This window comes from Kitasatospora sp. MBT63 (assembly GCF_000710465.2).
In the GTDB taxonomy this organism is placed as follows: Bacteria; Actinomycetota; Actinomycetes; order Streptomycetales; family Streptomycetaceae; genus Kitasatospora.
Genome location: NZ_JAIZ01000190.1, coordinates 1 through 20078 on the forward strand (window position 1 = coordinate 1; position 20078 = coordinate 20078).

Here is a 20078-nt window from a genome sequence, read left to right on the forward strand (position 1 = left end):
CGGCGGGTCGGGCGGGTGGGACCGGCTGGAGCTTCTCCGGGCGGGCCGAGAGCGCCCCGCCGAGCCCGTCGACCAGGCAGCTCACCGGTTCGACCCGGTCCAGCGCGAGGGACAGCAGACCGGTCCGGGTCACCGTGACCGACAGCAGGTACCGCCGGTCCGGGCGGCCGGTGGCCGGATCGGGCGCCGCCACGTAGCCGTTGAGCGCCACCGAGTCGAGGAGCCCGTCGGCGTCGGCGCGGAAGAGTTCGGTCAGCACCCGCAGCGCGCACTGGGCCAGTACCTCGCGGTAGACCTCCTTGCGTTCGGTGGCCGGCCGGTTCACCTCGGCCTCGCGGTCGTCCGCCTTGACGTAGCGGTAGCGGGCCAGCGCCGGGACGACCTCGTACCCGGGCAGCAGGACGTCGACCGCGAGCAGCCGCCGGTCCGGCTCCCAGACGGCCGAACTCTCCTGCGGCACGCCGTCGGGCCAGTCGCCGCGCCAGGCCAGCGCGGTCTCGAAGTACTCCGCCACCGCGGCGGGTTCGCCCGCCGAGAGCCGGGCGGCCAGCCGCCTGGCCGGTTCGCCCTGCGCGGCCGCCGACCGGCGCTGCCCGGCGGCCCAGGCGTCGTACTGCGCCCGGTACTCCTCGAGTTGGCGCAGCCGTTGCTGCTCGGCGGCCTGCGCCGCGTACCAGTCGTGCTCGAAGCGGGCCCGGGCGTGCGCGAGCCGGTCCTCGTACTCCCGGCGGATGCCGGGGTCGAGCAGCTGCTGACCGGTCGGCGGGACCACGTGGTACCAGGACTGGTCCGGCAGCGTGACCGGCACGCCCAGCTGCCCGGGGTCGAACGGGGCCGGCTCGACGGCCTGTCCCAGCTGCGCCAGGCCGAACGCCGGACCGGTCAGCCCCTGCGCCAGGATGCCCCGCAACTGCGCCATCCGGGCGTCGAGTTCGGCGGTCCGCCGGGCCGCGTCGTCCTCCCTGGCCTGCCGGTACGCGCGCAGCGCCTCGCGCTGCCCCTGTGCGGCGGCACGCTGGGCGGACCGCTGGTCACGTTCGTACCGGGCCTGCGCCGCGGCGGCGGAGCGGCGCTGGGCCTCCGCCTGGCGGTGCTGTTCGCGCTGGGCCTGCGCCAGCATCCCGAGTACCCCCGTGCCGTACCGCTGTGCCACCGCGCGCCTCCCCGCCGTCCTGACCGATGATCAGTCTGGCACGGCGCGGGCGGCCCGGCGGTGGCGGTGATCGGACGGTTACTCAGCGGCTTCCGGGCGCGCCCGCCGCCCGCCGGCACCGCGCCGCCCGGACCCGGTCCCCGCTCAGCCCTCGGCGGGCCGCAGGGTGAGCGAGATGCTGTTGATGCAGTACCGCTGGTCGGTCGGCGTGCCGTAGCCCTCGCCCTCGAAGACGTGCCCGAGGTGGCCGCCGCAGCGGGCGCAGCGGACCTCCACCCGGCGCATGCCGAGCGTGGTGTCCTCGATGTACTCGACCCGGTCCCCGGCGAGCGGCGCGTAGTACGAGGGCCAGCCGCAGTGGCTGTCGAACTTGGTCTCGCTGCTGAACAGTTCGCTGCCGCAGGCCCGGCAGGCGTACACCCCGACGGTCTTGGTGTCGGTGTACTCGCCGACGTGCGGGCGCTCGGTGCCGGCCTCGCGGAGCACGTGGTACTCCTCCGGGGTCAGCTGGTCGCGCCACTCGGCGTCGGTCTTCTCGATCTCGTAGCTCACGGCTGGCTCCCCGGCTCGCTGGTGTCAGGCCTGTCGCTCGCAGACCCGGCGCGCCTCCCGCGGATCGGGCCGGGCCGGCGACGCACCGCTGCCGGTGCGTGGACGGCGCCCCCGGCCGCCGGCCGGGAGCACCCCCATCCTGCGCCCGGCGGGCGCCCGTCCGGTACGCCGCGGGCCGCCCGGGCCCGATCCGTAAGACACGCGTTAGCTTGCAACGTCCGCGAGGCGCGCCAGAATTTCGGGGCCCAGGTTGGTGACGTCACCGGCACCCATGGTGAGCAGCAGGTCGCCCGGCCGGGCCAGGCCCGCCAGCAGGGCGGGGGCGGCCGCGAAGAAGTGCTCGGCGGTGACGTCGGCACCGGCCCGGCGGGCCGCGTCGATGATCAGCTCGCTGGTGACACCGGGGATCGGGTCCTCGCGGGCCGGGTAGATGTCCAGCACCACCGAGGCGTCGGCCAGCGCCAGCGCCTGCCCCATCTCCTCGGCCAGCTGCTGGGTGCGGCTGAACAGGTGCGGCTGGAAGACCACCAGGACCCGGCCGGTGGCGGCCTCCCGGATGGCCTCCAGGTCGGCGGTCATCTCGGTGGGGTGGTGGGCGTAGGAGTCGATCACCTGGACGCCGGCCACCTCGCCCTTGAGCTGCAGACGGCGGCGGACGCCGGTGTAGCTGCCGATGGCCTTGGCCAGGTCGGCGGCCGGGACCCCGAGGGCGACGCCGGCGGCCAGCGCGGAGACCGCGTTGTGCGCGTAGTGCCGGCCGGGCACCGACACCGTGAAGACCCTCTCGGCGCCGTCCAGCTCGACGGTGACCTCGCTGGTCATGCCGCGGGCGACCACCGAGCGCACCCGCACGTCGGCGTCCTCGGCGGCGCCGACGGTGACGACGTTCAGGCCGGGCCGGCCGGCCACCCGGGCGGTCAGCTCCCGGGCGCCCTCGTGGTCGGCGGAGACCACCAGGGTGCCGCCGGGCACGATCCGGCCGACGAAGGTCTCGAAGGACTCGTAGATCTCCTCCATCGACGCGTAGTTCGCGTGGTGGTCCAGCTCCACGTTGAGCACGATCGCGACCTCGGGCGCGTACTTGTGGAAGCTGCGGTCGCTCTCGTCCGCCTCGGCGACGAAGATCTCGCCGGTGCCGTGGTGGGCGTTGGAACCGGGGGCGTCCAGGTCGCCGCCGATCGCGTAGGACGGGTCCAGGCCCAGCTCGCCCAGGCTGACCGCGAGCATGCTGGTGGTGGTGGTCTTGCCGTGGGTGCCGGCCACCGCCAGCGCCCGGCGCCCGCCCATCAGCGCGGCCAGCGCGTCGGAGCGGTGCACCACCGGGATGCCGCGCTCGCGGGCGGCGGCCAGCTCCGGGTTGTCGGTGCGGATCGCGCTGGAGACCACCACGCTGCTGGTGCCGGCGGGCAGGTTCTCGGCGGCGTGGCCGATGTGCACCTCGGCGCCGAGCTCGCGCAGCGCCAGGACCGTCTCGGACTCCTTGGCATCGCTGCCGGACACCTTGGCGCCGCGCACCGCGAGGATCTTCGCCAGGCCGGACATGCCGGCGCCGCCGATACCGATGAAGTGCGGGGCGTGCAGGTCGTGGGCGGCGTCGTTCAAGAGAGTGCTCCGTACTCGGGTGCGGCGGGGCGGCCGTGGCGGCAGGACGGCGAATCGTCCTCGCGGAGGATCCGCAAGGACGATTCTGCACTACCGGACGGTGGGGCCTAGGAGTCCCGGGCGAACAGTTTCAGGACCGGGACACCCACCTTGTGCCGGGCCTGGGAGGCCCAGTCCCGGTGGAAGAACTCCTCCACGAAGTGCGGGGAGGTGAGCACCAGCACCTCGTCGGCCCGGTGCTGCTCGACCACCTCGCGCAGCCGGTCCAGCGGGCTGTCCTGGACCACCTCGCCGCTGGCCTCGGCCCCCGCACGCTGCAGGTGGCGCAGGCTGTGCGCCAGGGATTCGCTCGCAAGAGTGGGGCTGTCGGCCGCCTCCCCGTCGTGTTCGTGTACCGCCTTGTCGAGATGGCCGAGGGCCACGTCGTCGAGCGCGCGCAGCAGTTCGTCCTGCCGTCCGCGCGGCTGCATCAGGACGACGAAGGAGACCTTCTCCTCGCCGTGGAGGGTGGTGACCAGCTCCACATCGGCGTCGGAGAGTGCTTTTTCGATCATCAATACGGTCTTGAACACGTGAGTCCCTTCGCGGTTGCAGGCCCCCGGGTCCGGCGTCCCTTCTCATACTGCCCGGAGGAAGCTTTCCTCACGCTGCTCACGCGCCACATGGGCCACGGTGGGGCGGGATCGCCCGGTTCCCGGGACCGATCAGGCCTCGGCCGCGGTGTCGGCGGCGCGCAGGTAGCGGGTGAACAGGAACCCGTTCTGCTCGATCAACGACACCAGCCGCATCCGCGCGGCGGACGGCAGCGCCGGACCGTGCAGGATCCGCGGCGACTCCCCGCCGCTGAGCACCGGCGCCAGCGACAGGCAGAGTTCGTCCAGCAGACCGGCCGCCGCCAGCTGACCCAGCAGCCGGGGACCGCCCTCGGTCAGCTGCCGCTGCCAGCCCCGGCCGGCCAGCTCCGCGAGCGCCGTCGGCAGGTCCACCGCGTCCTCGCCCGCCACCACCAGGTCGGCCGCCGCGGCCACCGCCCGGCGGGCCTCGGCGGGCGCGCTCTCGCAGGTCACCACGACCGTCCTGACCAGCGGCGCGGTGAACAGCGGCGCCGTCAGGTCGAGGTCCAGCCCGCGCGAGACGATCGCGATCACCGGCGCCGGCGGCTGCCCGGCCGCCGCACGGGCCGCCGCGAACTCCGCCCGCGCCCGGGCCGGCCGGTACCCCTCCGCCCGGACCGTCTGGGCCCCCACCAGCACCACGTCCGCCAGCGCCCGCAGAACACCGAAGATCCGCTTGTCGGCGTCGCCGGACAGCCCCTCCGAGAGACCGTCGAGCCGGGCCGCGCCGTCCAGGCCGCTGACCATGTTGGCGCGCAGCCACGGCAGGCCGCGGCCGACCTGCTCCGGGTACGCGTACACCTCGGCCAGCGACTCGAGCGACCACAGGTCGTCCACCGGCCCGGACAGGGGATTGATCAGCTGCTGCATGGGCCAGAGTCTCCCACCCCCTCGTGCCGTCGGCGGGGCGCGCGCCAAGGCGTACCCTTTCCACGTGTCTGCTGCCCCTCACCCCGAGACCGCCGAGGCGATACCCGTGACCCGCCCGGCCGCGCTCGCCGACCGCCGCCCCGTCGTCTCCGCCGAGCGCCTGGTCGCCGAGATGGTCCCGCCGCCGCGCTTCACCGGGGTCAGCTTCGGCAGCTACCTCCCCGACCCCACCCAGCCGAGCCAGTACGAGGCCGTGCAGGTACTGGAGCAGTTCGCCGCCGGGCTCAACGGCGCGGCCGCCGGCGCCCCGAAGCGCAGCTGGTTCCGGCGCTCGGCCCCGGCCCCCGCCGGCCCGTCCGGGATCTACCTGGACGGCGGCTACGGCGTCGGCAAGACCCACCTGCTGGCCTCGCTCTGGCACGCCACCCCCGGCCCCAAGGCGTTCGGCACCTTCGTCGAGCTCACCAACCTGGTCGGCGCGCTCACCTTCAAGGGCGCCGTCGAGACGCTGTCCGGACACCGCCTGCTGTGCATCGACGAGTTCGAGCTCGACGACCCGGGCGACACCGTGCTGGTCTCCACCCTGCTGAGCCGGCTGGTCGAGAACGGCGTCAAGCTCGCCGCCACCTCCAACACCCTCCCGGAGAAGCTCGGCGAGGGCCGGTTCGCCGCCACCGACTTCCTGCGCGAGATCCAGGGCCTGTCCGCGCACTTCCGCCCGCTGCGGATCGACGGCCAGGACTACCGCCACCGCGGCCTGCCCGAGGCGCCGCCGCCGTACTCCGACGCCGAGGTCGCCGAGCGCGCCGGCCGGGCGCCCGGCGCGGTGCTGGACGACTTCGACTCCCTGCTGGAGCACCTCAAGGAGGTGCACCCGAGCCGCTACGGCGCGCTGCTGGACGACGTCCGGTCGGTCTTCCTGCGCGGCGTGCGCCAGGTCGACGACCAGTCCACCGCGCTGCGGCTGGTCGTCCTCGCCGACCGGATGTACGACCGGGAGCTGCCGATCACCGCCTCCGGCATCCCGTTCGACCGGGTCTTCCCCGAGGAGCTGCTGCGCGGCGGCTACCGCAAGAAGTACCTGCGGGCGATCTCCCGTCTGGTCGCCCTGGCCCGCGACAGCGCCAAGTCCTGACCCCGGCCCCGCCGGCGGCCCCGGTGCCGCGTCGGGCAGCCTTCGCCCCGTCGCCGGGCGGAGCTGCCTGACGCGGCCCTACCGGGCGGCCGCCCGCGAGGCCGTCCGCCAGGCGGCCGTCACCGCCGCGTGTGCCTGCGCCGTCGCCGCCGTGACATCGCCGGTCAGCCGCACCGGCGCACCGACGTGCACGTGCAGCACCGGCCGGCGCAGCGGCGCGGTCGCCAGACCCGCCAGCTGCTTGGCGGTCGACCCGGAGCTGATCCGCCGGGAGCCGGCCTGGCCGAGCGGGACCACCGGCGCGCCGGTCGCCGCCACCAGCCGGGCCAGACCGGTCCGGAACGGCCCGGGCGCGCTGTCCGCCGCGTCCACCCGCCGGGGCAGCCGGCCCTCCGGGTAGATCACCACCACCCGGCCCGCCGCGAGCGCCTCGGCGGCCGCCTCCAGCGCCTCGGCGGCCCGCTCGCTGCCCCGGTGCACCGGGACGTGCCCGCCGCGCACCAGCGCGCCGCGCAGCACCGGGATCCGCCACAGCCCGGCGGTGGCCAGCACCACCGGCCGCACCCCCAGCCGGTCCAGTGCGGCCAGCACCACGCCGGGGTCGGCCAGCGACGAGTGGTTGGCCGCCAGGACGCTGCCCGGCGCGATCCCGGCGCCGTCCTCGGTGCTGACCCGCAGCCGGCCGAGGGCCGGGACGACGGTACGGGCGACGGTGCTGAGCATCTGCGGTCCTCGGGTCGGCGCTGAACGGGCACCCCAGTGTCCCGCCCGTCCGCGACCGCCGGCCTGAGCCCCCGTACTCATCCCGGGCCCCCGCACGGCCGCATCCCGCCCGGACTGTCGGTGCCTGGCCGTACGGTGGTGTCGTGCGTCCCATCACGAGTATCGAGCGGTCCGTGGCGCCCTTCGAGGTCGTCAGCCCCTACCAGCCGAACGGAGACCAGCCGGCGGCCATCGCCGAGCTGGAGCGCCGGATCCGGGCGGGCGAGAAGGACGTCGTCCTGCTCGGCGCCACCGGCACCGGCAAGTCGGCCACCACCGCCTGGATGATCGAGAAGCTCCAGCGGCCCACCCTGGTGATGGCGCCGAACAAGACCCTGGCCGCCCAGCTGGCCAACGAGTTCCGCGAGCTGCTGCCGAACAACGCGGTCGAGTACTTCGTCTCGTACTACGACTACTACCAGCCCGAGGCGTACGTCCCGCAGACGGACACCTACATCGAGAAGGACTCCTCGATCAACGAGGAGGTCGAGCGGCTGCGCCACTCCGCCACCAACTCGCTGCTCACCCGCCGCGACGTGGTGGTGGTCGCCTCGGTCTCCTGCATCTACGGCCTCGGCACCCCGCAGGAGTACGTGGACCGGATGGTGCAGCTCAAGGTCGGCGAGGAGGTCGACCGGGACGCCCTGCTGCGCCGCTTCGTCGACATCCAGTACACCCGCAACGACCTGGCCTTCACCCGCGGCACCTTCCGGGTCCGCGGCGACACCATCGAGATCTTCCCGGTCTACGAGGAACTCGCCGTCCGGATCGAGATGTTCGGCGACGAGATCGAGGCCCTCTACACCCTGCACCCGCTCACCGGCGAGATCATCAGCCAGGACGACTCGGTCTACGTCTTCCCCGCCTCCCACTACGTGGCCGGCCCGGAGCGGATGGAGCGCGCGGTCAACGACATCGAGCAGGAGCTGGGGACCACCCTCGCCAGGATGGAGAAGCAGGGCAAGCTGCTGGAGGCCCAGCGGCTGCGCATGCGGACCACGTACGACCTGGAGATGCTCCGCCAGATCGGCACCTGCTCGGGCGTCGAGAACTACTCGATGCACTTCGACGGCCGCGAGCCCGGCTCCCCGCCCAACACCCTGCTCGACTACTTCCCGGAGGACTTCCTCCTGGTGATCGACGAGTCGCACGTCACCGTCCCGCAGATCGGCGCGATGTACGAGGGCGACGCCTCCCGCAAGCGCACCCTGGTCGAGCACGGCTTCCGGCTGCCGTCCGCGATGGACAACCGCCCGCTGAAGTGGGAGGAGTTCCTGGAGCGGATCGACCAGACCGTCTACCTCTCGGCCACCCCCGGCAAGTACGAACTCTCCCGCGGCGACGGCGTGGTCGACCAGATCATCCGCCCGACCGGCCTGATCGACCCCGAGGTGATCGTCAAGCCCACCGAGGGCCAGATCGACGACCTGGTGCACGAGATCCGCAAGCGGGTCGAGCGGGACGAGCGGGTGCTGGTCACCACCCTCACCAAGAAGATGTCCGAGGACCTCACCGACTACCTGCTCGGCCTCGACATCCGGGTCCGCTACCTGCACAGCGACATCGACACCCTGCGCCGGGTCGAGCTGCTGCGCGAGCTGCGGGCCGGCGAGTACGACGTGCTGGTCGGCATCAACCTGCTCCGCGAGGGCCTCGACCTGCCCGAGGTCTCGCTGGTCGCGATCCTGGACGCGGACAAGGAGGGCTTCCTGCGGTCGGGTACCTCGCTGATCCAGACCATCGGCCGCGCCGCCCGCAACGTCTCCGGCCAGGTCCACATGTACGCCGACAAGATCACGCCGGCGATGGAGCTGGCGATCTCCGAGACCAACCGCCGCCGCGCGGTCCAGCAGGCGTACAACGAGGCCAACGGCATCGACCCGCAGCCGCTGCGCAAGAAGATCGGCGACATCCTCGCCACCATGTCCCGGGAGGACGTGGACACCGAGGAACTGCTCGCCACCGGCTACCGGCAGCAGGGCAAGGGCAAGGCCCCGGTGCCCTCCCTCGGGGCCGGCAGCAAGCCGCCCAAGAGCCTGCCCGCCGCCGAACTCGCCGAACTGATCCAGGACATGACCGACCGGATGCACACCGCCGCGGCCGAGCTGCAGTTCGAGGTGGCGGCCCGGCTGCGGGACGAGATCCGGGAACTCAAGAAGGAGCTGCGGCAGATGCGCGAGGCCGGGATGGCCTGACCCGCCGCCCGGACGGCGCTCCCGGGGCCCGCGGTCCGTCCCACGGTTTGTCTCAGGAGCGCCACAAACCACCGGTCCTGACCTGGCGACCCCCGGTCAGGCCATAGGGTTGGCCGCGGGAAGCTCTGCGACCCGCCCGTACGGGCCTCGACCGGTGTCGGCACCGAGGCCATCCGAGAGAGGACAGCACCGTGTCGGTGAACCTGGCAAAGGGCCAGAGCGTCAGCCTCCAGAAGTCCACCGGTGAGTCGCTGACCGTCGTGCGCATGGGCCTCGGCTGGAAGGCCGCCGCCCGCCGCGGCCTGTTCGGCCGCCGCACCAAGGAGGTCGACCTCGACGCCTCGGCGCTGCTGTACGCCGAGAAGACGCCCTCGGACGTGGTCTTCTTCCAGCACCTGGTGAGCAACGACGGCTCGGTGCGGCACACCGGCGACAACGTGGTCGGCGGTGTCGGCGCCGGCGGTGACGACGAGTCGATCCTGGTCGACCTGGCCCGGGTGCCGGTGCACATCACCCAGATCGTCTTCACGGTGAGCTCCTACACCGGCCAGACCTTCCAGGAGGTCGAGAACGCCCACTGCCGCCTGGTCGACGAGACCAACGGCACCGAGCTGGCCCGCTACGAGCTCGCCGGCGGCGGCGCGCACACCGGCCAGATCATGGCCAAGGTGGTCCGGGACGCCTCCGGCGGCTGGCAGATGACCGCGATCGGCGCGCCCGCCAAGGCCCGGACCTTCCAGGACATGCTCCCGGACATCGCCCCCTTCCTCTGACCGGCCCGGTCCGGCCCCGGCCCCGGCCCCGGCCGCGCCCGGAGCCGGCGTCGTAGCGGGAGAGCAACGCAGCGGGAGAGGAACAGCACCATGGCCGCCGAGCTGGTGCGGGGGCAGAACCTCCCGCTGCCGCACACCGCAGTGACCATCCGCCTCACGGCCGCCGGGCATCCGGCGGCCGTGGTGCTGCTCGGCGACGCCGACGGCCGGGTCCCCGGGACCGGGCACGTCGCCCACCCGGGCGCGCCGGTACTGCCCGGGGTGACCGTGCCCGGCGGCCCGGCGGAGCGGCACGAGGTCCGGGTCGACCTGGCCGCGCTCCCGCCCGGTGTGGAGCGGCTCTCGGTGGCGCTGGTGCTGCCCGCGGGTGCCGCGTTCACCGCCGCCGCGGCCCCCCGTGCGGCGCTGGCCGGCCCGGACGGTACGGACTTCGCCGTCTTCCCGCTCACCGGGCTCGGCCACGAGACCGCCGTGATCGCCGTCGAGCTGTACCGCCGCGGCGGGACCTGGAAGGTCCGCGCGGTCGGCCAGGGGTACGCCGAGGGCGCCGAGGCGCTGCTGCGCGACCACGGGGTGGACCGGCCCGCCGACCTCGCCGCCGCCCTCACCCCGGCCCCCGCCGTCCCCGCCGGGGCCCCGGCCCCGGCCGCGACGCCCGCCCCGGCTCCGGTACCGGCCGGCGGTTGGAGCGGCCCGCTGAACATCGCCCACCCGAGACGCCCCGCCCCCGGCGCCACCCCGCCGCCGTCGACGCCGCCGCCTGCCACCCCGCAGCCTGCCGCCGCACCGTCCGCGACGACCCCGCCGACCGGTCCCGAGGCGCCGGTCGCCGGTGACGCCCCCGGCTGGACCATGGACGAGCGGCTCTACAACCAGGTCTGGGGCATCTTCGAGGACGCGGCCCGGTCGGCCGCCGCGTACCGCTCCGCCGTCGAGTACGCCGACCGCCGCCAGGACCAGGAGATCGAGAACCTGCTCGCCGACCCGCGCAGCCGCTTCGGCGCCGAGGCCGAGCTCGGCCGGATGCAGGCCCGCGCCCGCCGGGACGACCTGGAGTCGCGCGCCCGCGAGGTGCTGGACCGCGACAGCGCCCAGCTGCTGGCGGAGCTGCGCGTGGTCGAAGAGGCCCTGCCGGCCCCGATGGCCTCCTGGGACAGCGCCGTCTGGGCCGGCTGGACGCCCGCCGCCGAGCCGCCGCACGGCGTGCGGATCGGCGAGCTGAACCTGCCCGAGAACCCGGGGCTGCGGGTCCCGATGCTGCTGCGGTTCCCGCTGGGGCGCGGGCTCTGGGTGGACCACGGGTCCGCCCCGGAGTCCGCCGGCGGCGCGTCCGCCGACGCGGCCGAGCGCAAGGCCGCGGCCTGCGCCGTGGCCGCCGCCACCGCCGCCCGGCTGCTGGCCTGCCACCCGCCGGGCGGCCTGCTGCTGCACGTCGTCGACCCCGGCGGCGGCAGTACCTCGCTCGCGCCGTTCGCCCGGGCCGGGCTGCTCACCACCCCGCCGGCCACCGACGCAGCCGGTGTCGCCGCCCTGCTGACGGCCCTGGTCGAGCGGGTCGACCTGATGCAGATGGCCCGCCGCGCGGGGGCGCCCGAGGCGCTGCCGCCGCACGTCGACCCGGCCGCCCGGCTGCTGCTGGTGCACGACTTCCCGTACGGCTTCGACGACGGCACCATCGCCAAGCTCCGCTACCTGGCCGAGGAGGGCCCCGAGGCCGGGGTGCACCTGCTGGTGGTGGCGGACCGGGCCGAGGCGCGGGCGTACGGTCCGGTGCTCGACCCGTTCTGGCGCGGGCTGACCCGGATGGCCCCGGTGCCCCAGGAATACCTGGCTGACCCCTGGGTCGAGCACCTGTGGACGTACACCCCGGTGGTCCCGGAGCCCGGCGGCCTCGTGCTGCCCGCGCTGCTGGAGCGGATCGCGATGGCCGGCCGGGCGGCCCGCTGACCCGGCCCCCACCCCGGTCTTTTACCTTCCGGGTAGATCCCTTTACCTTCTCTTGGTGTTTTTTGGTACGGTGGACCGAAGCGGAGGGGAGTACTCCCGTCGCAGTGCGTCCGTCATCACGGCAGCCGGCCGTCCGGCAGCCCGGGCCACTGGTCCGCGCGCCCCTCTCGTCGGGCGCGGCGGGCGGAGGAGACCTCCGGCAGACGACGTGTGTCCCGCCGACCTGCCGGAGGAGCAGCAGTGGACGTTTCCGTAGCGATGTGGGCCGGCACGATCGGGGTCCTGGTGGCCCTGATCGTGGCCGATTTCTTCATCGGCGGCCGCAAGCCGCACGAGGTGTCGATCAAGGAAGCCGGGATCTGGACGGCGGTGTGGGTCGCCCTCGCCGTCGCCTTCGGCGGCTTCCTGTGGTGGTACGGCGGCTCGCAGCCGTCCGGCGAGTTCTTCGCGGGGTACATCACCGAGAAGTCGCTGAGCGTCGACAACCTCTTCGTCTTCATCCTGATCATGGGCAAGTTCGCGGTGCCGCGGATCTACCAGCAGCGCGTGCTGATGGTCGGCGTGATCATCGCGCTGATCCTGCGGGCGGTCTTCATCGCCGGCGGCGCGGCCCTGGTGACCACCTTCTCCTGGGTGTTCTACATCTTCGGCGCGTTCCTGGTCTGGACCGCCTGGAAGCTGATCAAGGACGCCCGGGCGGGCGAGGAGGACGAGGAGTTCGAGGAGAACCGCCTGCTGAAGTCCATCGAGCAGCGCTTCCCGTCGACCGACAGGTACCACGGCACCAAGCTCTTCATCCGGGAGAACGGCCGCCGGCTGATGACCCCGATGCTGATCGTGATGCTGGCCATCGGCACCACCGACGTGCTGTTCGCGCTGGACTCCATCCCCGCGATCTTCGGTCTGACCCAGGACCCGTACATCGTCTTCACCGCCAACGCCTTCGCGCTGATGGGCCTGCGCCAGCTGTACTTCCTGATCGGCGGCCTGCTGAAGAAGCTGGTCCACCTCAGCTACGGCCTGTCGGTGATCCTCGGCTTCATCGGGGTGAAGCTGGTGCTGAACGCGCTGCACGAGAGCGGCGTGCACGTCCCGGAGATCGGCATCCCGCTCTCGCTCGGCTTCATCGTGGTGGTGCTCGCGGTGACCACCGTGACCAGCCTGATCGCCTCCAGGAAGCAGCAGGAGCGCGAAGAGGAGCACGAGAAGCTCAACGCCTGACGCCTGACGCCTGACGCCCGACGCCTCACGCTTGGCGCCCGGCGTCCACGGACGGGACCCGCGGCCGGTTCGACCGGCCGCGGGCCCCTGCCGCTGTCCGGCCGGGACCGACCGGAACCCCCGCCCGTTCTGGGTGCGGCGCCCGCACTCCTATGCTCGGCACATGGACCAGACCGAGGTACTGAAGCGGGTCATCGGCATCCTGACGCAGGCCGGAGCGTGGATTCACGAACCCGAGGAGCCCACCGACCCCGAGCTCGAGGGCGGGCCGGGGGTGGTGACCCAGCTGCTGAACGACGTCATGCCCACCATCACCATCCCGGCCGAGGCGACCGCCGACGAGATCGGGCCGCTGCTCAGCGAGGCGCTCGGCGGCCGGATCCTCCAGCTCTCCTCGGCCTTCGCGATGGCCTTCTGGGAGCTCGCCGAGGTCCACGACAGCGGCCGCACCGACATCTCCTCCCAGGACGTCCTGCGCGAACTCGCCCTCCGCGCCGAGACCGACCTGGACTGACCGGACCCGGCCACCCCGGCCGCCCCGCGGGGCGGCCCGGGCGGGTGGGTCACCAGCCGCGCTCGCGCCACTCGTCGAGGTGCGGGCGTTCGGCGCCGAGGGTGGTGTCGTTGCCGTGGCCGGGGTAGACCCAGGCCTCGTCGGGGAGGACGTCGAAGATCTTCTCGTTGACGTCGCGGAACAGGCTGGCGAAGGCCTGCGGGTCCTTCCAGGTGTTGCCCACCCCGCCCGGGAACAGGCAGTCGCCGGTGAAGACGTGCGGGTGCCCCTGCGGGTCGTCGTAGACCAGCACGATCGCACCCGGGGTGTGCCCGACCAGGTGGCGCACGGTCAGCTCGATCTGTCCGAAGCGCAGCTGCTCGCCGTCCTCCAGGAGCAGATCGGTGGGGACGTCGATGCCCTCCGCGTCGATCCGGCCCGCGGCTGTCCGGGCGCCGGTGGCGGCGGCCACCTCGGCCAGCGCGGCCCAGTGGTCGTGGTGGCGGTGGGTGGTCACCACGGTGTCGAGCCGGTCACCCACCGTCTCCAGCAGGGCCGGGGCGTCCGCCGCCGCGTCGATCAGCAGCTGGGTGTCGGTGGCCCGGCAGCGCAGCAGGTAGGCGTTGTTGTCGAACGGGCCGACGGCGATCTTGGTGATGATCAGGTGGGCCAGTTCCCGCACGTCCGGCGGGCCGCCGACCTTGACCGTTCCGTGGTACGTCATCGCGCCGCTCCTTGTGATCCTGATGATTGCTGGTCCTGATGGTCGCTCAGGAATCCGCTGTCCCCTGGCATGATGCCGCGTTCAGGCCATCGCGGGCAGCCGGGGCAGCACCGCGCGCGGGTCGGCGGCCTGTTCGCCGCCGAGGTGGACCTGGAGGCCGTCGCCGTCCGCCCGGCCGGAGAGCCACCCGGTGAGTGCGCGGACCGGGCCCTCGACGGTGAGCGCGGGCTCGCCCAGGTCCGGGCCGAGCCGCTCGCGCAGCCCGGCGTCGTCGGCGATCAGCAGCATGGCCGGGACGCCCTCGGCGGTGCGGAAGACGTCGGACAGCTTCAGGAACTCGGCGGTGGCGAAGAATTCCGGCCAGTGCGCGGGGGTGTGTCCGGCGGCCAGGTCGACGTGGTGGTACTCGACCTCCGCGAGCCGCTTCCAGGGCAGCTCGTGGGCGGGGAACAGGTAGCCGGCCCGGTGCCGCAGCTGGACCTGCCAGGCCGCGTCGGGCAGGGTGGCGGCGGTCTCCATGAACCGGCGGTGGCTGGCGCGCAGGTCGGCGAGGTGCTCGTCGAGCGGCCGGGCGGCGCCGTCCCGGATGCCCTGCTCGCGGGCCTCGGCGGAGGCGTACTGCGGGATGTCCACCCCGGTGCGGGCCGTCTCCAGCAGGTTGACCAGGGAGTCCGCGTTGCGCGACAGGTGCGCCAGGACGTGTCCGCGGGTCCAGCCCGGCAGTGCGGAGGGCTCGTGCACGGCCTCGGGCTTCAGCTCGGCGACGCCGTGCAGCAACTGCTCGGTGCTCTCCTCGACGGCGCGCAGCAGGTCGGCCGCGGTCCGGGCGGCGGTCGTCTCGGTCATGGGTGGCTGTCCTCCGATTGGCGCGTTCGGGGCGTTGCCCGTAGGGGCGGTCCGTCGTTGACAACGGTGACGCTACCCGTGATTCCTGCGCTGAGCAGGGCCTTCGGGCAGGTCGCGGCCGCGGGGCCGGTCGGCGCCTTCACTCGTTCGGGTGGACCGGGCTGGACATGGTCGATAATCGAACGCCTGAGCTAGTAGGCTGCCTGGGGCAAGCTGGAAGTAACAGCCCCCTGGAAGAAACAGCCCGTCTCGCACGTTGGTCTCCCCGGAGGGGACACCAGAGACCTCTCCCCGGAGAAAGGCGCCAGAAGCAGTGGCCGACCGCCTCATCGTCCGCGGTGCTCGCGAGCACAACCTCAAGAACGTCTCGCTCGACCTGCCGCGTGACTCCCTCATCGTCTTCACGGGCCTCTCCGGGTCCGGCAAGTCCTCGCTGGCCTTCGACACGATCTTCGCCGAGGGCCAGCGCCGCTACGTCGAGTCGCTGTCCTCGTACGCCCGGCAGTTCCTCGGCCAGATGGACAAGCCCGACGTGGACTTCATCGAGGGCCTGTCGCCGGCCGTCTCGATCGACCAGAAGTCCACCAGCCGCAACCCGCGCTCCACGGTCGGCACCATCACCGAGGTCTACGACTACCTCCGGCTGCTGTTCGCCCGGATCGGCAAGCCGCACTGTCCGCACTGCGGGCGCCCGATCGCCCGGCAGTCCCCGCAGGCCATCGTCGACCGGGTGCTGGAGCTCGCCGAGGGCACCCGCTTCCAGGTGCTCAGCCCGGTGGTCCGGGAGCGCAAGGGCGAGTTCGTCGACCTCTTCGCCGACCTCCAGTCGAAGGGCTACGCCCGCGCCCGGGTGGACGGCACCACGGTCCAGCTGACCGAGCCGCCGACGCTGAAGAAGCAGGAGAAGCACACCATCGAGGTGGTCATCGACCGCCTCACCGTCAAGGAGAGCGCCAAGCGGCGGCTGACCGACTCGGTCGAGACGGCCCTCAAGCTCTCCGGCGGCATGGTGGTGCTCGACTTCGTCGACCTCCCCGAGGACGACCCGGAGCGCGAGCGGATGTTCTCCGAGCACCTGTACTGCCCGTACGACGACGTCTCCTTCGAGGAGCTGGAGCCCCGCTCCTTCTCCTTCAACTCGCCGTTCGGCGCCTGCCCCGACTGCTCCGGCCTCGGCAACCGGATGGAGGTGGACCCGGAGCTGGTCATCCCCGACGAGGAGAAGACCCTCGACGAGGGCGCCATCCACCCGTGGTCGCAGGGCCACACCAAGGAGTACTTCCAGCGCCTGGTGGACGCGCTGGCCGGCGAGCTGGGCTTCCGCACCGACATCCCGTGGGCCGGCCTGCCAGCCCGGGCCCGCAAGGCGCTGCTGTACGGGCACAAGACCCAGGTCGAGGTCCGCTACCGCAACCGCTACGGGCGCGACCGCTCGTACACCACGTCCTTCGAGGGCGCGGTCCCGTTCGTCACCCGCCGCCACTCCGAGTCGGAGAGCGACTCCAGCCGTGAGCGGTTCGAGGGGTACATGCGGGAGGTGCCGTGCCCGGCCTGCTCCGGTACGCGGCTCAAGCCGGTGGTGCTGGCGGTGACGGTGCAGGACAGGTCGATCGCCGACGTCGCCGCGATGTCGATCAGCGACTGCGCGGAGTTCCTCGGCGCGATGCGGCTGACCGCCCGCGACAAGCAGATCGCCGAGCGGGTGCTCAAGGAGGTCAACGAGCGGCTGCGGTTCCTGGTCGACGTCGGCCTGGACTACCTCTCGCTCAACCGCGCGGCCGGCACCCTGTCCGGCGGCGAGGCCCAGCGGATCCGGCTGGCCACCCAGATCGGCTCCGGCCTGGTCGGCGTGCTGTACGTGCTGGACGAGCCGTCCATCGGTCTGCACCAGCGGGACAACCACCGCCTGATCGAGACCCTGGTCCGGCTGCGGGACATCGGCAACACGCTGATCGTGGTCGAGCACGACGAGGACACCATCAAGACCGCGGACTGGGTGGTCGACATCGGTCCCGGCGCCGGCGAGCACGGCGGCAAGGTGGTGCACTCCGGTTCGCTGAAGGAGCTGCTGAAGAACCCCGAGTCGCTGACCGGCCAGTACCTCGCGGGCAAGCGGTCGATCCCGATCCCGGCCGCCCGGCGCCCGCAGGACAAGCAGCGCCGGCTCACCGTGCACGGCGCCCGCGAGCACAACCTCAAGGACGTCACCGTCGGTTTCCCGCTCGGCACCTTCACGGCCGTCACCGGGGTCTCCGGCTCCGGGAAGTCGACCCTGGTCAACGACATCCTCTACACCCACCTCGCCCGCGAGCTGAACGGCGCGCGCAGCGTCCCCGGCCGGCACACCCGGATCACCGGCACCGACCTGGTGGACAAGGTGGTGCACGTGGACCAGTCGCCGATCGGCCGCACCCCGCGCTCCAACCCGGCCACATACACCGGCGTCTTCGACCACGTCCGGCGGCTGTTCGCGGAGACCCAGGAGGCCAAGGTCCGCGGGTACCTGCCGGGCCGGTTCTCCTTCAACGTCAAGGGCGGCCGCTGCGAGAACTGCTCGGGCGACGGCACCATCAAGATCGAGATGAACTTCCTGCCGGACGTCTACGTGCCGTGCGAGGTCTGCCACGGCGCCCGGTACAACCGGGAGACGCTCGAGGTGCACTACAAGGGCAAGTCCATCGCCGAGGTGCTGGACATGCCGATCGAGGAGGCGGTCTCCTTCTTCGAGGCCGTCCCGGCCATCGCCCGCCACCTGCGCACCCTGCACGACGTCGGCCTCGGCTACGTCCGCCTCGGGCAGTCCGCGCCGACCCTCTCCGGCGGCGAGGCGCAGCGCGTCAAGCTCGCCTCCGAGCTGCAGAAGCGCTCCACCGGCCGGACGGTCTACGTGCTCGACGAGCCCACCACCGGCCTGCACTTCGAGGACATCAGCAAGCTGATCAGGGTGCTCGACGGGCTGGTGGAGAAGGGCAACACCGTGATCGTCATCGAGCACAACCTCGATGTCATCAAGACCGCGGACTGGGTCGTCGACATGGGTCCCGAGGGCGGCAGCGGCGGCGGCAGCGTGGTCTGCGAGGGCACCCCCGAGGAGATCGCCGCGGTGCCGGACAGCCACACCGGCAAGTTCCTCCGCGACATCCTGGGCGACCTGCCGGTCCAGGCGGCCCCGGCGAAGGCGGCCGGCCGGGCCTCCGCCGCCAAGGCGGCGGGCACCAAGAGCGCGGCCGGCAGGACCACGGCCACCAAGGCGGCAGCGGCCAAGCCGGCCCGCAAGCGGGCGGCGGCCGCCAAGAAGTAGCCGCCCGGGCAGCCCGGCCAGGTCCCGTGCGGGCAGGGCGGGCACGAAGCGGTACGCGGCGTCCCGGTGGCCCGCCCCGGCTGATCCCAGCCGGGGCGGGCCACTCATTTTCCGGGCATAGACTGCCCGCCGACCCCGACCCCGCAGAGACCGGAGCGCCCGATGTCCGAGGCCAACGACAGCCACGCCGCCCCCTCCCGTCGCACCCTGCTGTGCTGCGCCGCCGCCGTGCTGGCGGCCGGTTCGACCGTCGCGGTCTCCGGCTGCTCCTCCTCGGACGGCGACTCCCAGGGCTCGGCGGGCTCCGCCGGCGCTCCGGTCGACCTGGGCGCCGCCACCGACGTCCCGGTGGGCGGTGGCAAGGTCTACCGCGACCAGCGGATCGTGGTGACCCAGCCGGAGGCCGGCCAGTTCAAGGCGTTCAGCGCCAAGTGCACCCACGCGGGCTGCGTGGTCGACCAGGTGAAGGGCGGTCAGATCCTCTGCCCCTGCCATGGCTCCAAGTTCGCGATCGCCGACGGCGCGGTCGCCGACGGTCCGGCGCCCACCCCGCTGCCCGCGTACCCGGTCACCGTCCAGGACGGCAAGCTCCAGGTCACCCGCGGCTAGCGTTCGGGGAGTCGCCCGGTGCCCGGTGCCCGCACCCCCGTGGCGGGCACCGGGACCGACGGTGTCGTCCGGCGTCGACAGGCCCAAGTCTGGGTGCTGCGGCGGATGTTGCCCAGGCCTTTCAGCGGTGGCCGAAAGGCCCTCGCTGGACGGGTGTTCCGGCGCCCGGTCACAATGGCCGCGGCGCCGGGCGCGGTGCCCGCGGGCGCCTGGGGAGGGCGGCAGTGTTACGGATCCACTTCACCACCGGCGATCTGATCCGCACCCGGTTCACGGCCACCGCAGGTCCGCTCGCCGAGACCTTCAACAGCCTCTACCAGCCCCACCGCGCGGACCGCGCGCACGGAGGCGGCCACGGACCCGGCGCGGGCGGCGCCGACCGGTGGGACCCCGACCTGCCCTTCCGCCCCTGGCGCCGGCGGCTGGCCGCCCGGGTGGACGAGGCGAGCCGGCCGCTGTGGACGCTGACCGGCCCGGGCCCCTGGCTCGACCTCGCCGCGCTGGCCGGCACCGATCCCTCCGTCGAGGTCGGACTGCAGACGCTGCTCGGCGCCCCGGACGCGCTGGTGCGCAGCGAACTGGAGCACGTGACGATGCCGCACGCCGACCGCGCCTGGCTGGCCGGTCTGACCGGCGGCGACCTCGCCGCCCGCCGGCTGCTCGCCGACTCCCTGCACGCCGCCTACCGGGACCGGATCGGCCCGTACTGGGACCGGATGCGCGCCCACCTCGACGGGGTCCGGGCGGACTGGGCCCGGACGCTGGTCGACCACGGGATCGAGCGGCTGCTGGAGACCCTGTGCCCGGGGATGGTGCGGTGGCGGGCCCCGGTACTGGAGGTCCGCTTCCCGCGGGAGCTCGACCACCGTCCGGCGGGCCGCGGGCTGGTGATCACCCCGATGGTGTTCCTGCCGGGCGGCCCGGAGCTGCTGTTCGACCCGGCCGACGAGACCGTCCCGGCCACCCTGCTGGTGCCGACCGTCCGTGACCCGCTGGTCGGGGCCGGGCTGTGGGAGGAGCCGGGGCGGGGCGGGGAGCCGCCGTTGGCCGCGCTGCTGGGCCGGACCAGGGCGGCGGCGCTCGGCGTCGTCGCCCAGGGCTGCTCCACCACCGAGCTGGCCCGCCGTCTCGCGGTCTCGCCCGCCTCCGCCTCGCAGCACACCACGGTGCTGCGCAACGCCAACCTGATCACCACCCGCCGCCGCGGCGGCGCGGTGCTGCACACCCTGACCCCGCTGGGCGCGGAACTGTTGCACCGCGGCAGTGCGGCGCACTGATCGG

16 protein-coding genes and 1 pseudogene are annotated in these 20078 nt (G+C 73.3%); 9 read left to right on the forward strand and 8 right to left on the reverse strand.

What is annotated here, in order from left to right; all coding sequences use genetic code 11:
* The 5 genes and pseudogenes from AA75_RS13105 to AA75_RS13125 all read right to left on the reverse strand — a co-directional run.
* Window positions 1-1153 (reverse strand): annotated as a pseudogene (locus AA75_RS13105) (restriction endonuclease); the annotation flags it as partial.
* A 144-nt stretch (window positions 1154-1297) separates the two neighbouring features.
* Complete coding sequence (msrB, locus tag AA75_RS13110) at window positions 1298-1705, reverse strand: peptide-methionine (R)-S-oxide reductase MsrB (RefSeq protein WP_033820133.1); 408 nt, start codon at window positions 1703-1705, stop codon at window positions 1298-1300.
* A 204-nt stretch (window positions 1706-1909) separates the two neighbouring features.
* A complete protein-coding gene (murC, locus tag AA75_RS13115) occupies window positions 1910-3286 on the reverse strand; it encodes a UDP-N-acetylmuramate--L-alanine ligase (protein WP_033820179.1) in 1377 nt (458 codons plus the stop codon).
* A gap of 128 nt (window positions 3287-3414) precedes the next feature.
* Window positions 3415-3879, reverse strand: a complete 465-nt coding sequence (locus AA75_RS13120) for an indole-3-glycerol phosphate synthase (RefSeq protein WP_149038103.1) — start codon at window positions 3877-3879, stop codon at window positions 3415-3417.
* Window positions 3880-4011: 132 nt separating this feature from the next.
* Window positions 4012-4791 carry a pyrimidine reductase family protein gene (locus AA75_RS13125; protein WP_051812255.1) on the reverse strand — a complete coding sequence of 260 codons (780 nt, stop codon included), beginning with the start codon at window positions 4789-4791 and terminating at the stop codon, window positions 4012-4014.
* 64 nt (window positions 4792-4855) lie between these two features.
* Here AA75_RS13125 and zapE point away from each other — a divergent pair, with 64 nt between their 5' ends.
* A complete protein-coding gene (gene zapE / locus AA75_RS13130) occupies window positions 4856-5926 on the forward strand; it encodes a cell division protein ZapE (protein ID WP_033820134.1) in 1071 nt (356 codons plus the stop codon).
* A gap of 78 nt (window positions 5927-6004) precedes the next feature.
* Here zapE and AA75_RS13135 read toward each other — a convergent pair whose 3' ends face one another.
* Window positions 6005-6649 (reverse strand): lysophospholipid acyltransferase family protein, encoded by a 645-nt coding sequence (locus AA75_RS13135; protein WP_033820135.1) that lies wholly within the window; start codon window positions 6647-6649, stop codon window positions 6005-6007.
* 143 nt (window positions 6650-6792) lie between these two features.
* Here AA75_RS13135 and uvrB point away from each other — a divergent pair, with 143 nt between their 5' ends.
* From uvrB to AA75_RS13160, 5 genes are all read left to right on the forward strand, one after another.
* A complete protein-coding gene (gene uvrB, locus AA75_RS13140; protein ID WP_033820136.1) occupies window positions 6793-8883 on the forward strand; it encodes an excinuclease ABC subunit UvrB in 2091 nt (696 codons plus the stop codon).
* A gap of 191 nt (window positions 8884-9074) precedes the next feature.
* Window positions 9075-9656, forward strand: coding sequence for a TerD family protein (locus tag AA75_RS13145; RefSeq protein ID WP_033820137.1), 582 nt, complete (start codon window positions 9075-9077; stop codon window positions 9654-9656).
* A 90-nt stretch (window positions 9657-9746) separates the two neighbouring features.
* Window positions 9747-11603, forward strand: coding sequence for a TerD family protein (locus AA75_RS13150; protein WP_033820138.1), 1857 nt, complete (start codon window positions 9747-9749; stop codon window positions 11601-11603).
* Between the two features lie 240 nt (window positions 11604-11843).
* Window positions 11844-12824 carry a TerC family protein gene (locus AA75_RS13155; protein WP_033820139.1) on the forward strand — a complete coding sequence of 327 codons (981 nt, stop codon included), beginning with the start codon at window positions 11844-11846 and terminating at the stop codon, window positions 12822-12824.
* Window positions 12825-12987: 163 nt separating this feature from the next.
* The gene (locus tag AA75_RS13160; protein ID WP_033820140.1) at window positions 12988-13338 is read left to right on the forward strand and encodes a hypothetical protein; all 351 of its coding nucleotides are present in this window, start codon (window positions 12988-12990) and stop codon (window positions 13336-13338) included.
* Window positions 13339-13387: 49 nt separating this feature from the next.
* On the opposite strand, the gene AA75_RS13165 is transcribed toward AA75_RS13160, so the two are convergent.
* Together AA75_RS13165 and AA75_RS13170 are read right to left on the reverse strand one after the other, a co-directional pair.
* A complete protein-coding gene (locus AA75_RS13165; RefSeq protein WP_033820141.1) occupies window positions 13388-14041 on the reverse strand; it encodes an MBL fold metallo-hydrolase in 654 nt (217 codons plus the stop codon).
* Between the two features lie 81 nt (window positions 14042-14122).
* Entirely contained in the window at window positions 14123-14887 is a 765-nt protein-coding gene (locus AA75_RS13170) for a maleylpyruvate isomerase family mycothiol-dependent enzyme (RefSeq protein WP_051812258.1), read from the reverse strand.
* 313 nt (window positions 14888-15200) lie between these two features.
* Here AA75_RS13170 and uvrA point away from each other — a divergent pair, with 313 nt between their 5' ends.
* From uvrA to AA75_RS50850, 3 genes are all read left to right on the forward strand, one after another.
* Window positions 15201-18188, forward strand: a complete 2988-nt coding sequence (gene uvrA, locus AA75_RS13175) for an excinuclease ABC subunit UvrA (RefSeq protein ID WP_033820142.1) — start codon at window positions 15201-15203, stop codon at window positions 18186-18188.
* 162 nt (window positions 18189-18350) lie between these two features.
* Window positions 18351-18797, forward strand: coding sequence for a Rieske (2Fe-2S) protein (locus AA75_RS13180; RefSeq protein ID WP_033820143.1), 447 nt, complete (start codon window positions 18351-18353; stop codon window positions 18795-18797).
* Window positions 18798-19021: 224 nt separating this feature from the next.
* Window positions 19022-20074 (forward strand): winged helix-turn-helix domain-containing protein, encoded by a 1053-nt coding sequence (locus AA75_RS50850; protein ID WP_033820144.1) that lies wholly within the window; start codon window positions 19022-19024, stop codon window positions 20072-20074.
* Window positions 20075-20078: the final 4 nt, after the last annotated feature.

What these genes read in the sequence shown, in the direction of transcription:
- AA75_RS13125 (WP_051812255.1), bottom strand. Translation starts at nt 4,791, where the DNA reads ATGCAGCAGCTGATCAATCCCCTGTCCGGGCCGGTGGACGACCTGTGG.
- AA75_RS13135 (WP_033820135.1), bottom strand. Translation starts at nt 6,649, where the DNA reads ATGCTCAGCACCGTCGCCCGTACCGTCGTCCCGGCCCTCGGCCGGCTG.
- AA75_RS13150 (WP_033820138.1), top strand. Translation starts at nt 9,747, where the DNA reads ATGGCCGCCGAGCTGGTGCGGGGGCAGAACCTCCCGCTGCCGCACACC.
- AA75_RS13160 (WP_033820140.1), top strand. Translation starts at nt 12,988, where the DNA reads ATGGACCAGACCGAGGTACTGAAGCGGGTCATCGGCATCCTGACGCAG.
- AA75_RS13165 (WP_033820141.1), bottom strand. Translation starts at nt 14,041, where the DNA reads ATGACGTACCACGGAACGGTCAAGGTCGGCGGCCCGCCGGACGTGCGG.
- AA75_RS13170 (WP_051812258.1), bottom strand. Translation starts at nt 14,887, where the DNA reads ATGACCGAGACGACCGCCGCCCGGACCGCGGCCGACCTGCTGCGCGCC.
- AA75_RS13180 (WP_033820143.1), top strand. Translation starts at nt 18,351, where the DNA reads ATGTCCGAGGCCAACGACAGCCACGCCGCCCCCTCCCGTCGCACCCTG.